Source organism: Spirosoma litoris (assembly GCF_054776755.1).
In genome coordinates this window covers 126,877-141,534 of the sequence record NZ_BAAHBI010000008.1, presented here as the reverse complement: position 1 = coordinate 141,534, position 14,658 = coordinate 126,877, and the positions used below count along the sequence as shown (strand labels likewise).

11 protein-coding genes are annotated in these 14,658 nt (G+C 44.4%); all 11 read left to right on the top strand.

Features of this window, described 5'->3' with window-relative positions:
* Positions 1-60: 60 nt before the first annotated feature.
* Positions 61-1,305 carry a hypothetical protein gene (locus tag ACYVGR_RS05660; protein WP_460954429.1) on the top strand — a complete coding sequence of 415 codons (1,245 nt, stop codon included), beginning with the start codon at positions 61-63 and terminating at the stop codon, positions 1,303-1,305.
* A gap of 690 nt (positions 1,306-1,995) precedes the next feature.
* A complete protein-coding gene (locus tag ACYVGR_RS05655) occupies positions 1,996-2,475 on the top strand; it encodes a hypothetical protein (protein ID WP_460954428.1) in 480 nt (159 codons plus the stop codon).
* Between the two features lie 11 nt (positions 2,476-2,486).
* On the top strand, positions 2,487-5,423 hold the full coding sequence (locus ACYVGR_RS05650) for an RHS repeat domain-containing protein (RefSeq protein ID WP_460954426.1): 2,937 nt from the start codon (positions 2,487-2,489) through the stop codon (positions 5,421-5,423).
* Positions 5,420-9,082 carry a DUF6443 domain-containing protein gene (locus tag ACYVGR_RS05645; RefSeq protein ID WP_460954424.1) on the top strand — a complete coding sequence of 1,221 codons (3,663 nt, stop codon included), beginning with the start codon at positions 5,420-5,422 and terminating at the stop codon, positions 9,080-9,082. Before ACYVGR_RS05650 ends, ACYVGR_RS05645 begins: the two co-directional genes overlap by 4 nt.
* Positions 9,083-9,086: 4 nt before the next feature.
* A complete protein-coding gene (locus ACYVGR_RS05640; protein ID WP_460954422.1) occupies positions 9,087-9,488 on the top strand; it encodes a hypothetical protein in 402 nt (133 codons plus the stop codon).
* 173 nt (positions 9,489-9,661) lie between these two features.
* The gene (locus tag ACYVGR_RS05635) at positions 9,662-10,027 is read left to right on the top strand and encodes a hypothetical protein (RefSeq protein ID WP_460954420.1); all 366 of its coding nucleotides are present in this window, start codon (positions 9,662-9,664) and stop codon (positions 10,025-10,027) included.
* A gap of 290 nt (positions 10,028-10,317) precedes the next feature.
* Positions 10,318-11,442 (top strand): RHS repeat domain-containing protein, encoded by a 1,125-nt coding sequence (locus tag ACYVGR_RS05630; RefSeq protein WP_460954418.1) that lies wholly within the window; start codon positions 10,318-10,320, stop codon positions 11,440-11,442.
* Between the two features lie 123 nt (positions 11,443-11,565).
* Complete coding sequence (locus ACYVGR_RS05625) at positions 11,566-11,961, top strand: hypothetical protein (protein WP_460954416.1); 396 nt, start codon at positions 11,566-11,568, stop codon at positions 11,959-11,961.
* A gap of 275 nt (positions 11,962-12,236) precedes the next feature.
* Positions 12,237-12,467: a hypothetical protein gene (locus ACYVGR_RS05620; RefSeq protein ID WP_460954414.1), complete on the top strand. Its 231-nt coding sequence runs from the start codon at positions 12,237-12,239 to the stop codon at positions 12,465-12,467.
* A 349-nt stretch (positions 12,468-12,816) separates the two neighbouring features.
* Positions 12,817-14,061 carry a bZIP transcription factor gene (locus tag ACYVGR_RS05615; protein ID WP_460954412.1) on the top strand — a complete coding sequence of 415 codons (1,245 nt, stop codon included), beginning with the start codon at positions 12,817-12,819 and terminating at the stop codon, positions 14,059-14,061.
* A gap of 11 nt (positions 14,062-14,072) precedes the next feature.
* Positions 14,073-14,621 carry a T9SS type A sorting domain-containing protein gene (locus ACYVGR_RS05610; protein ID WP_460954410.1) on the top strand — a complete coding sequence of 183 codons (549 nt, stop codon included), beginning with the start codon at positions 14,073-14,075 and terminating at the stop codon, positions 14,619-14,621.
* Positions 14,622-14,658 lie beyond the last annotated feature (37 nt).

Sequence of the window (14,658 nt, the reverse complement as noted above, 5' to 3'; positions counted from 1 at the left end):
TTTTTTTATCCACTCACTTTGAAATTCAAAGTGCATTCAATAACCCCTAAATTCAAACTCATGAAAGACGAAATAATTGCCTGCCTAAACGATCCGGGACAACTCGAAAAGCTGTACCGAACCAGCAAAGCGCCCTTTAAGCGAGCATTCAGTACGTTGTATCCAGAACTGAAAGGCAACGCCCTTGCCGATTTCTGGCATGAACGACTAAGCTACGAAACAGATGAGCTAAACTGGGGCTCAAGTCGTGAACTAAGGTTCATCATCCTTACGGCATTGGTGGCGGGCCTAATCGCCAAATTGCCCGCCATGTTGAATATTGATCCGGAGCTTTTCTATTCCAGAAATATCGGTTTTATCGTTTTTCCAGCGCTAACGGCCTTCTTTGCCTGGAAGAATAAATTGCCAGCCAGCAAGCTTTCTATTCTTGTTGGCTTAACCCTGGTTGGGGCCTTATTCATCAACTTTCTTCCCAATGATAAAAAGAGCGATACGCTGGTTTTATCGTGTATTCATTTAGCTGTGTTTCTCTGGTCGATACTTGGGTTTGCCTTTGTTGGCGAGGTGAGTAACAATGATCAAAAGCGACTCAGCTATTTGCGCTACAATGGTGATCTGGTTGTGATAACAGGGCTCATTTTGATAGCCGGTTTCATTATGACCGGTATAACCGTTGGCCTTTTCCAACTGATTGGTATTGACATCAAAACGTTCTATTTCGAGAATATCGTCGCTTTTGGCCTTCCGGCGGCTCCCATTGTCGGTACGTATCTTACGCAGACCAATCCGCAGCTAGTCGGTAAAGTATCGCCGGTAATTGCCCGGCTCTTTAGTCCACTGGTGCTCGTCATGCTGGTTATTTATCTCGTTGCCATCATTTACTCGGGGAAAGACCCGTACAATAACCGTGAGTTTTTGCTGATGTTCAATGGGTTATTAATTGGCGTGATGGCCATTATTTTCTTTTCAATTGCCGAAATGGGCAAGACTGTGCGAAGTCTGCCGGAAATTTGGGTTCTCTTTCTCCTGTCTATTGTTACAATCGTTGTTAACGGCATTGCGCTCTCGGCTATTTTGTTCAGAATTTCAACCTGGGGCATAACACCTAACAGAGTGGCCGTTCTGGGGAGTAACATACTGATTCTGATTAATCTACTGTTGGTAGCTGTGCAACTGTTTAGAGTGGTTTCGAAGAAAGAAAGCCTGCCCAGCGTTGGAAAAAGCATCGCGATTTACCTGCCCGTTTATGCTTTATGGGCCGTTATTGTAACGTTTCTATTTCCAATACTATTTGGGTTCAACTAAGGCGTTGTGCCATCAGCCAATTCAGATCCGTCAACTTTTCTGTCAATTTGTATTTTGATTGTCGCTACAGTTGCGCGTTTATTATCGTAAGTCGATTCATTTCATGGTCAAAGGTATGGTATTCAAAGTATTGTTAATTCTCGAACATCCAGTTAAAAAGCCATATGACAAACCTATTAGTAGGCCAGACCTTGACGATTATTGATAACGATATCCTTTCGCTTAGCTTATTTGCGTTATCTACTTCAACCTCCGTTCTCTTGTTTAAATCCTTGACTCTTTCTAAGCCTCTTTTTTTTGTCAGTTCCCTCAGCCTGATTTCCTGTCCATTGCCTCAATTAGAATGCCAAACCAACGTTAAGCCAGGAAGTAGAAGAGCTGGCATCATGAGCAAATCGCCTTTTAATAAATCTGTTAGGTAAGCTTAATAAGTTTCAATGGATATCAATCTGTATCGAGAATGTTCTGAGTACGGTCAAGACTAAATACCGAAATATAATCTAACCCCTTTTTTATTAGCCAATTACACTACGCCAACAGCGGTGTCTTCAGTGACTTAAAGTTGTATTTTATAGGAAATTATGAACATGTAAGGTATTTAAAATAAAAACTAGGTAACGATTATGAATTAAGTTGGTATGCATTTTGACTACAGAGCAGTAACATCCATTTACGTCAACTGATCCCTTTATGCGTTTCCTTCTACCTGCCTGTCTACTGGCTTTGGGTACTAGTGCTCTGTTTGCCCAAACCACACCTGTACCCACTAAACTGGTTCACTTCCCCCATTATGTAGCCATTGGGCCTTCGGCCTACACCATGAATACGCCATCTGGCTATTATCTGGCCGTTGAAGGAGGTATTCTGACGGAGAAGCTACGAGTTGCCTCCAAGAGTAGTGGTAACTGGGCGGATTATGTGCTGGCGCCTTCTTACAAATTAATGCCGCTGGCGAATGTGGAGAGCTTCATCAAGCATAATGGTCACCTACCCGGTATTCCCTCTGCCAAAGAAATAGCTAAGCAGGGGATTGACGTAGTCTCTATGCAGACGAGCATGATGGCCAAAATCGAGGAACTGACCCTACACGCAATCCAACAAGAGAAAGAGATCAAGCGATTGCGCCAGCAGCTCCGAAAAGTCACTCCTAAAGCTCCTTTGCACCCCTAATTGCTTTCCCCATGCAGACAATTTTTCGACTTGCCCTCCTGGGGGCACTGGTAGTACTATGGAGTGTCAGTAGGGCTCAGGATTCAACTGCGGCTCCGTTAGCTTCCCTTACTGCCCAAGCTCCCACGTCTGACCTGTTCCCCAACTTTAGTCCTAAATCGCCAACGGCAGCTGCGCTGGGACGTTATGGCGAGTACCCGGTCAGTATGTATTCTGGTCTGGCTACCATTGAAATTCCGCTTTGTGAATTTAAAGTTGGTGCCCTAACCGTACCGATCAAACTCACCTACCATTCTTCAGGTAATAAAATCAATGATCTGGCTTCCTGGGTTGGGCTAGGCTGGAGTTTACAAACCGGTGGCCTGATTACTAGAAGTGTTCAAGGGCGACCCGATGAATTAAGTAATGGCGTATTGACTCAGACAATTGTACCGCCAGCTTATTCGGTTAGTTGCCCAACTTCAGCCGGTCTGGATGCGTCCATGAACCTGGCTGACAATATTAAAGATGGCCAACGGGATTTGTTTTCGTATCGTACCCCATCAGGAAGTAATACCTTCATTTTGACTCCCGAAGCACCTGGCTTTGTTGGGTTAACGCCTGACCCGGTAAGCCTGAGTGCTTCGAGTGGACTAAGCTCGTTTACCCTAACGGATCAGAGTGGTACTCGATTCCATTTCGCAGACGGAGAGGCCACGTCTACTAATCAAAATACGCCTTATGGGTTTAATAGCTTTACAAGCGCCTGGTATTTAAGTGAAATTGTCAGTTTGAATACCTCTGAACACGCTACCTACACGTATACGACCGTTAGTGGGCTACCAATGGCCCCTGAAATCGTTTATTCCACGGTTGTTCTGGGAAACTTACAGGAAACCAATATCTCAAACGCTGTCACAACGTGTATCCCTACGACTTCAGTAAGCAATCTGGGCGTTCATGTGGATGCGCGATTTCCGACGCAAATTCAGTTTCCGGGTGGTAAAATTAGCTTTGTGCTCGAAAAAACAACTAGGTCTGATGGCGGTATTGTACTGGATTATATCGACCTGTTGAGCTATGATATAAACACGTCCCAATATGTATTGACAAAACGTTTTGACTTCCAGTATAGCTATAAAACGAGGACAGATGGTTCATCGGTAACCTTTTTGGATGGCGTAAACCTAGTACAGGCAGATGCGGCAACTGTCATAGGCTCTTATTCGCTAACTTATAACTCTACTCCATTACCCGCAGCAGCCGGGAATGCCAAAGATTACTGGGGGTATTATAATGGCAATGCTGGCTCAACATTGATCCCCATTATTCAAGGAGGTTATGGAATCGATTGCAAATCTCCCTCAACAGGCGTAACGATGGTGCCCATTGGCAATGCTAACCGGGCACCTAACGAATCGTTAATGAAGGCTTGGGTAATTCAATCCATCCAGTATCCAACGGGCGGATCAACCCAGTTCGACTTTGAAACGAACAAATATGGCGCTAATCAATTGGCGGGTGGCTTACGCATTAAACAGATTCGCAGCTATACATCCGCCAACCAACTGGCAACAACCAAAACCTATAAATACGGGACTGCCGAGTCTGGGCTAGGAACTTATCGTTCTATGGTCAATACCAATCCCAATGCTCCCACGTCAGTGTTGTCGCTGAGAAAGTATGATTCCAATAGTGGCGCCCCAAATTTCACGTATAAGGCCTATACATTTTCCTCCTCCCCAACCTATCCGCTCTCACCCGATGAAGGCAGCCCAGTTACCTATTCCACGGTAGCAGAGTATACCGAAGATGGAAATGGTAATTCAACCGGCAAGACCGTCTATGAATTTAGAGATCAAGCCTCAGATGCTTTTTTACAGGTTGGCGGAGGTAAAGGCTTTTTAACCAGTCGTAGCTGGGACCGAGGGCAACTTATTCGCGAAATAGTAACCGATGTGGCAGGTAACCTACGAAGCAAAACGGAGAACACATATGCAAGCTATGGGACTAGTAATTCAGCTTCTTTTGCCGGGGTTTTGGTCAATCGGTCACTCAAGCAGATTGGCACTACTCAAACCGGTGGTGATTGTAGCACTTGGGTAGTTGATCAGTATACTCCTGGCCAAACCTATTATTTCGTATCTGGCATCACTAAAATCGTTAGTAGTAGCGTTTCCACCTATGCCGATGACAATTCGGGGAAATATACCCTCAAAATCACGGAGACTGATTATTACCCCAACTTTTATTTGCCGAAAGAAACTCGGCTTAAAGCAGAAGGAGGTATAACGCTGGGTACCCAGTTAATCTATCCCCAGAACTTCAATTCGATTCCTGAAACCGCTACCAGTCCTGAGCTGCTCGGCATTCGAGCCCTGAAACTGCGAAATGCCTACCTACCCGTTGAGACGGTGAACTACCGAAAAGAAAAGGGAGCAACCACGCTCGATTACAAGACCGGAAAACTGACCTCTTTTACGGCTGTCACGCTCAATGGACTGACGACCGCGTTGCCCTACCAGACGTATTTGCTGGAGCCCACCACGAGTTCTTTCCAATCATCGGATCAACGCTATAACAGTTCAACGAGTACGAGTACTTACCCGATTGATCCCCAGTTTGTTCTGCGCGTTACGATGAACAGCTATGATGCTAACGGAAATCTGAATGGTTATACCGTGACCAAAGGGTCATCAACCACTTTCGCCTATAACTCGTATACGCCCTCGGGAGGGGTCTTGTTCTCGACCCTCGCCCGGCAAACCCTGAATGCCGGACAATCAACCGCGCAAACTACATCTTTTTATTACGCACGCCCTTTGCTAGGCCCCTCATCTACTACCGATCCAAAAGGAGTAAGCACCTACTATGTCTATGATAGTTTTGGCCGCTTGAGCACGGTAAAAGACAAGGATAATAACGTCCTCAAACAATACTCCTACCACTACGCCACCGCAGCACCATGAACTTATTCTCTTTTCTCGTTAATTGGCAACTCCGGTGTGGCGTTAGCTGGGTAAGTCTTTGGCTACTCATTAGCGCGCCGTTGCTGGCACAAGTGGTTCCGACTGCCAATCAAAACTACGTGGTCGAGCAGAGTCCCCGTACGGCTCAAACAACCGTAACTTTAAGCAGTGGGTATATGAGTGTTCCGGCTACGGTGTCGTATCTGGATGGCTTAGGTCGGCCCACTCAGACTATTCAGGTGAAAGGAGCGGGTGATAATGCCTTAAGCCCGAACGATATCGTAACCTCCGCAACGACCTATGATGCCTATGGTCGGGCCGATCAGACATTTTTGCCTACGCCCAGTAGCGTTGGCGGAGGAGGTATCCAACTCCAAACGACTGTACAAGCTAGTAGCCAGGCATTCTATAGTGATTTAAACCCCTATAGCCAAACCGTCTATGAAGCCTCTCCGCTTAACCGGCCCAGTCAGCAGTGGGGACCGGGACAGAACTGGCGCAGTGCCGGGCGTTCCCAGCAGATTCGGTACGGGGTAGCGGGAAACGGGACCACCAGCAATGTCATCCGGTTTAAGGTAAATTTATTCTCGAACGTAATCTATGGCCATGTAGAAAATGATGGGACAAATTGGGAGTATTTTGGCCCCAATGATATTGCTACCCGTACGCTGACCGATGAGCAGAATAACCAGACGATTGAGTACACCGATCTTCAGGGGCGGACGATTCGACGAGATGTATTACTGGGTGGTGGCCAGACGCAAACGACGGTATATGTCTATGACAGTTATGAACGATTAGCCGCCGTTATTCCTCCTAAACTGTATGACTGGTTTAGTAGTAATTCTGGACGGGAAATGTATTTCTATGGCCTTAATACGGGTTCCAATGTAAATGTGAGTGGCTCACCGACAGGCGATGTCAATACACCCAATCCCCAGTTTAAGGACAACTGCTATGTTTATAAATACGATGCTCGTGGACGCCAGATTAGCAAACACATTCCGTCGGCGGGATGGACCGAGCTAGTGTATGACTTCCAGGATCGACTGGTTATGAGCCAGGATCAGCAGGATAAGACCGATGGAATGTGGCGGTACACCCGCTATGATGGACTAAGTCGGGTAACCGAAACGGGGCGTATGTCGCAGGGTGGTACCGCCGAGGATATTCGAACCCTTTTTGCCGGTTCGACCATAACCAATGAGAATTTCCCCAGTTCGATCACCCCGCAGGCTTTCGATCATTTGACAGAAAACTATTATGATACGTATAACGATCCAGATTTTAGCTTCAATTCGAGTGGAGCCTTTGTATCAACGCCCTGGAGTTCAAATAATGCTACGGGATTATTGACGTATACAGGTGTCCGAACGCTGGGCAATGAAGCTTTTGGTGGCTGGCAAAAGTCCGCTTTCTGGTATGATGATAAAGGGCGGGTCGTTCAACAGCAAAGCCAGAATCACCTGGGTGGTGTTGACCGTATCGATATGAATTATCAGTTCAGTGGGGAGTTGTTGCAATCGGTACTTCGTCATCAGAAGGTTTCGGGGGGAACAGCCACCACCGTAGTTACTACGTATAATTACGATCATATGGGTAGGCGGACCGGCCTGACCTATCAGTATGGGGGTGATGCGGCTAAACCGTTGGCTGTCTATAACTACGATGCCATTGGACGGCTGGTTCAAAAGGGGATTGCTCCGTCTTCCATTGGTCAGACAAATAGTATTACCCGTTCTTCAACACCAGGTAACCCAACCGTGGATGTGGCTACCCAGTATGTACTGATAACGGATGGCACGTTTAGTGTTAATAATGCCGGAAACCCCAATGGTCTCTATGAAGCTCGGATTGGTATTTCTGGTCTTCAGGTATTGGACTATCGATACCATATTCGAGGATGGCTCCGTGGCATCAATGTAGATGTGAACGGGCAGCCCACGCCAAATACCAGTCGTAGTGATGTTTTCTCGTTTGGGTTAGACTATGAAACAGCTGGGTACTATGATGGGAATATTGGTCGGCAGCGTTGGATAAAAAGTAATCCATCTAGCCCGTCGAATCAACTCCGGCAATACACGTATAGTTATGATGGCGCCAGTAGGTTGACCTCGGCTAGCTATAGCGGGGCCTCAGGAGAGGATTATAGTCTCTCCAACATGAGCTACGATAAAAATGGGAATATCTTAAGCTTAAATCGAGCGGGCATTGATCAGCTTACGTATAGCTATGGAGCTGGCAATAGTCTGACAGCCGTATCGGATGCCTCGAGTGGTAGTGGAGGTTTTACCGATGGCAACGCTAGTGGCGTTGATTATGAATACTACCCTGATGGGAGCCTTAAGGTGGATCGTAACCGGGGGATCACGGAGATACAATATAACCCACTGAAATTGCCCAGGAAGATCAGCTTTGGCTCTGGGACTACCGTGACCAAGACGGTTAGTTACACGTACACGGCTAGCGGTCAAAAATTACGCATGAGCACCTCGACGGGGGAAGTGCGAGATTATATTGGCCCTTTCCAATACCTCAACAGTGCTCCTTTTGAGGTGACTCATGAAGAGGGACGCGTGTTGCCCGGTAGCACCAATGGCTACGAATACTTCCTGCGGGATCATCTGGGTAACGTCCGGGCAGTAGTGGCTAATGTAAATGGTGCCTTTGTCACTCAGATGGTCGATTATGACCCCTGGGGTCTGGAGTTATCGGGTTTGGGTAGTGGGCTAAGTAGCAACCGAGCCAAGTTCAATGGCAAAGAAACCTTAGCTGAATTAGGCAGTGGGATGTTGGATTTTGGGGCTAGGGGCTATGATGCGACGATTGGGCGTTGGGGGGTAGTAGATCCACTGGCGGAAGTAAGTCGGAGGTTTAGCCCATTTGTGTATGGCAACGACAATCCGGTACGGATGATTGACCCCGATGGGATGGAAACCCAAGAATATCAGCGATCCAATCGGGATGATTTTGGGAATGTGACCTTTAATGGGGCCGCTCTTCCTGGGGAAGGGGGATATATAAGTGGCGGAACTGGCCCAGGAAAAGGCAAAAATGATAAAACATCTTCCACAGCAACCGTCTCGGTTGACAAGCAGAATGATGCTAACTTTAAGGAGCAAACCAAAGATTTAGGTTCAGATTTAGCTGATAATCTTATTACAATTGGTAAGATTTTATTAGGTATTCCAGAGCAAAGCGATCCAAATGTGCAGGTGGCAGCTGTGCCAATGCCATTCTTTATGGGTGGAGGTGGGAGTAGCATACCCAAAATTTCTACTTTAATAGAAGCTAACGCTGGTAGACAATTAGCGTCTATGGAAGCTGCAACTCAAGGCGCTCATTTTCTTTCGAGGCACGGTGCTGGTACTACACTAGCACAGCAAGAAATAAGAGCGCTGACTGGACTAACACCTGATGGGATATCCAGGCGCGCGGTTGATGCATCGCGTTTTCTTTCTAATCAAATGCAACTACAGGCAGCACAAAGAGCCCAGACCATATTCAATCAAACAGGGCAAAGTGTTGTTAATTTTAATATGGGCTTCATCGTTGGAGAAGGATATCTAAAAGGAGGAAGTGCTGTAATTCAATCTACAAATGTTCAGGCAATATTCAAAGGGGGAAATTTATATACAATGTTTCCAAAACTCCGATAATTCTATGAAAAAGGTAAACAGAGCTTTTTTAAGCGACATTCTTAACCCACTAGTTGGAGGAGCCGATATGGATGAAATGGTAGTTTATGAAGATATTGACTCAAATGACGAGAAAACAATGAAACAACTAATTAAGTCCATTTTTGTGCCTTATTTTAATTTAAAACCTGATCGATACAAATACATATTAAAGGATTCTCTTAAATATTACTTATCAATACAATGGTTTGATTTTGAGAGTTTAATGGAATCTAATTTATTGCCTTTTTATACACCTAATGACCCAAAGAAATTTTTCATTTGGTTATGGGAAATTTTTTGGCCGAATGAAAATTTTGAAATTGAAAATTTAAGTGATTATTACGAATATTACGACATGTACGAACCGTTAAAGTACTCTATTTAAGGCCTTGTTTGATTTTGTAATTATTTAGATACGTGTTTTGCTAGTTCTTAGTTGTGGAAGAGACGAACGATATTAGAGATACACCCTTCACAATCGTTAGAATTAATTTATCCCAATGAGACCTTGAAACTCCCACAAATAATTTATATTGGGTCTAATACAATACCAAGCAAATGAATATAGAAAAAATAGATGAGCTTTTGGCTCTACAAAAAGTTTTGATGTTTGTAAAATTTGGTAGCGAAGAATACGATGCGCACTATTTAGCAGTTAGCCCGATTGTCGGCGAGCTTCTGAGGAAGGTAAATAAGGAATTAAACAAGCATTTTGTAGAAAGAAAAATAACCCACAATACAGAGTTTGGTAGTATAGAAGATTATCCAAATTATATAGAAAAAGTGAAAATCCATTTGCAAAATATAGATAATTGGACAGCACTTGATCAAAAAATCCAGAAAGAAGTAATTATTGATATGTGCGCTCCCTTCACCGTACCTAGCTCGATTATAGAAACCCTTATTAGGAGGAATCGGACATAAATTCAAGGATACATAACAGACCTAAGTAGTGTGACCTATTTGACTAATATTGCCTAGTAGGGTGTAGTAGGTCTATTTATATATAGTACTAACAAGCTTTGCCCTTTTGGTTTAGCACCGGCTAAACCAACCGTTCTTTGACCTATTAATGACTCTATTATCCTGTTCTTATGCCGGGGCGCTACACCTGAGCTGGCCCAGCGTATAGTTTAAAACTACGCCGACAGGTAACCTTTAGCAGTGGCAAGGTGGTTAGTTACACGTACACGGCTAGCGGGCAAAAATTACGCATGAGCACCTCGACAGGTGAAGTGCGAGATTATATTGGCCCTTTCCAATACCTCAACAGTGCTCCTTTTGAGGTGACTCATGAAGAGGGACGCGTGTTGCCCGGTAGCACCAATGGCTACGAATATTTCCTGCGGGATCATCTGGGTAACGTCCGGGCAATAGTGGCTAATGTGAATGGTGCCTTTGTCACTCAGATGGTCGATTATGACCCCTGGGGTCTGGAGTTATCGGGTTTGGGTAGTGGGCTAAGTAGCAACCGAGCCAAGTTCAACGGTAAGGAAACTCTGGCTGAGTTAGGAAGTGGCTTATTGGATTTTGGGGCAAGGGGCTATGATGCGACGATTGGGCGTTGGGGGGTAGTAGATCCACTGGCGGAAGTAAGTCGGAGATTTAGTCCGTTTGTGTATGGAAACGACAATCCGGTACGGATGATTGACCCCGATGGGATGGAAACCCAAGAATATCAGCGATCCAATCGGGATGATTTTGGGAATGTGACCTTTAATGGGGCCGCTCTTCCTGGGGAAGGGGGATATATAAGTGGCGGAACTGGCCCAGGAAAAGGCAAAAATGATAAAACATCTTCCACAGCAACCGTCTCGGTTGACAAGCAGAATGATGCTAACTTTAAGGAGCAAACCAAAGATTTAGGTTCAGATTTAGCTGATAATCTTATTACAATTGGCAAGTTTTTATTAGGAATTCCAGAACAAAGTGACCCTAATATTCAGATTGCAGCTGTGCCAATGCCATTCTTTATGGGTGGAGGTGCGTCTAAAGCTGCTGGCTTAACAGATGATGCCATTAAGGCTGGTTTTTCATTGACAAAACATGGAGAATTAACAAATGGGACTTACATTGTTGCACGTGAGGCAATGAAAAAGCATGTATTTGTTGGGGTTTCCGACAGGAGTATTTTTTATCCTACCTTAAATGCTCAAGAAGCTGTGCTTAAAGCCGCTCAATATGCGGACCAGAATAATTTGTGGATTGGTATTAAAGCAAAAGTACCAGTTACAAACACTAACATTGGAATATTAACTAATGGCGAACACACTAACGTAATTAATGTTTATAGAAACTCAAATGGATTTATACATGGTTCTCCAGGAACAAAAAGATAATTTATTAAGAGGCTGATTTAGCTTTTCTTTAATAAGAAAATAGAGGACCCTTCTTTGTCATTCTGACATCAGAATGACAAAGAATTGATTCAACAGCAATCAGAAAGTTTAAACATTTTCTAAATGAAAGATATAACACAGCAAGTTAAGAGCGCCATTTATCAAAATTCCCATTGGTCAATAAGCTTATTTTTTAACGTTATTGAAAATATGCGACGTAAAGGTTACGAAATATCCTATTGGGAAAATGAAGAAAATTGGGCTATCGTCCTTGTTGAAAATAAACCCATAGGATATTTATGGCAAAAACATCCTCTATTTTTTATCAAGCCAATGTATTTTACAGTTTTGAAAGATTTACTTTTCAATGATGGACCTATTGAAATTATAGAAGTAGATGATTTTGTAGGAAAACTATTTAAGATTGATTACCATCTATTAAACGATCAATTTGATTTTGGTATAGACCCCGAAAGGTTTTCCATAGAAGATTTATGGTTTTATTCAAATAGTAAATAATCAATTTGTTAATAATAAACAGCCATAGACTTATGATTAATTGTTGATTTAATCAAATTAAATTTCTTATTGATATTAATTTTCTTTTTATAAAAATACCCTCCTTGAGGGTGGAACTTTTTTTTGAAAAGAAAATTAAACTAAGAATTTGCATATTTATTGGATAATAATATATATCATATCTAATAAATTATCCATTAGAAAAACTCTTATTTTTAGGGTTTGGAATCTACTAAAATCTAATTGAAGTTTAGAGGATGTCCATTTGCACCATCATGAAACAACTTTCCACCCTTATATTATTTATAGGTCTATTAACCGGCAATTTTAATTCAGTCGTGGCCCAGTCCGATAAAAACACATTTGTCGGCTATCAAGCAGGGATGAGTCTTAGTACAGGTTTAGCCAATACCTTATTGGGTAACCAGGCAGGTGTTAATACCACATCAGGAAATCAAAATACCTTCATTGGCAGTGAAGCGGGGAAGGCCAACTCTACTGGATAAGGAATCACGCTTATTGACAATGGAATTAGTAGCGCTAATACAATTGGCTTTTATTATCAGTTTATCGGCAATGCTTTAAGTTAGACAGATACTAGTCGTCCTAATTATTTATGAGGCATCGGGAGCCGCTAATACATCAGGCAGTCATAATCTATTTTTAGTATAATGGCTACCCTCGGTTCCGTAATGGCTAATCATCTGTTCTTCTAGTAAAATTACTGGCCAACAATAGGGCAAAAAAACTATGTTACCCCCCAAGGTTTCACAAAGGCAACACCCATAAATAGAAAAACAGAAAGCCGTAAGTTAGCCAGAGGTTCGAAGGAAATCTAAACATATTTATACCATCATGAAACAACTTTCCACCCTTTTACTTACTACTGGATTCATAACCATAAGTAGTCATTTAACCTTCGCCCAGATCGATCAGAATACCGTCCTGGGCTATCAGGCTGGCAATAGTACCATGACCGGTCAGGGCAATACCTATATGGGATACCAGACAGGTGTTTTAACCAATACCGGCAATAGTAATGTGTTCATCGGGAGTCAGGCAGGGCATAGTAATACCTCAGGATCAGCCAACACCTTCATTGGCAACCAGGCGGGGATTAATAACACCACCGCTACGGGCAATCTCTTCCTGGGGAACCAGGCAGGATCGAACAATTCAACGGGTAGCTATAACCTGTTTATGGGTAATTCGTCGGGAAATGCCACGACCACGGGTGGAGCCAACACCGCTATCGGCGATGGGGCTTTTCTTAGTAATACCACTGGGACTAACAGCGTCAGCATTGGTCGGTATGCAGGTATCAACATGACTACTGGCTCAAACAACACCTTTATTGGCGTTGCGGCCACTGCTCCTTCAGGTAGTGGTGCTATCACAAATGCAACCGCCATTGGCTACAATGCTTCGGTGACTGCTTCCAACGCGTTAGTACTGGGCAATGGGGTTAACGTCGGGATCGGTAATACCGCGCCAACCAACAAGCTCCATGTAACTACCGGAACAGCCAACACCTCCGGCTTACGCCTGGAAAATCTGACTAGTTCTTCGCCTGCCAGTGTACTGAGTCAAACCAAGTTTCTCACCGTGGATGGGAGCGGTAATGTGGTGCTTGGCAGTACGCCTGGCTCAGCCCGTTTAGGAGCAGAGTTATGGTCAACCAGTGGCGATAACCTGCAAAGTACAAACTCCGGTGGCGTCGTGATTGGTGCTGGCATCACTCAAACCCCCGTTGGCTATAAGCTCTTTGTCGAACAGGGAATCCTGACCGAGAAAGTGAAGGTGGCAGTCAAAAGTAGTGCGGACTGGAGTGACTATGTGTTTGCTCCGGGTTACAAATTGGCTTCTCTGGCCGAGGTAGCTCTCCACATTCAGCAGAAAGGTCATCTGCCGGGCATTCCTTCCGCGAAAGAGATGGTCGAGAAAGGGAATGACCTGCATCAAACCGATGCTAAACTATTGGAAAAGATAGAGGAACTGACATTATACCTCATTCAGCAGAAGAGGGAATTAGATACTCTGCGTCAGCAAAACCAGCAAATAAAAGAGGAACTAGAAGTGCTGAAAAAGACAAACCACTAATTTATTCGATTATGAAACCAACTGTACTATTCGTCTTACTCCTGCTGAGCGGCTCTGTTTTCGCCCAGACGTACGAATCTCAATTAAATCTGAATCAACCCATATCGGCGGGCATGATTAGTGAGCAAAAAGCGACTGAAACCATCATGGCTCACAATGCTGTCCGTGCCGGGGCAGTTGCCCTGTTTACTGCCGGTCAATCGGTAAGCTTGCAACCAGGCTTTGTCGCTCAGGCAGGCTCTGTGTTTGTGGCAAGCGTAGACCGAGTGGTTTCTTCACCGACGACCAGTGATGTCCCTGACTTACTCTTGCGGGCTTATCCCAATCCATTTGCCGAGTCAACCACCGTGGAGTATAACGTACCCAAGTCTGGCCCAGTTGAACATACGCTGACGGATCTGCAGGGACAAGTGCTGCGCCAATCATCGGACCCCACGGAGCAATCGGTAGGCATCCACCAAACGCAGGTAGATGGTCGGAATTTACCCACCGGTGTCTATTTATATCGTGTGCAAGTGGGCAAAGAAAGTCAGACCCTTCGATTAGTGAAAAAACCCTAGGATTCAAATAGGACTCACCTGAGCTTTTTCCCCGCAT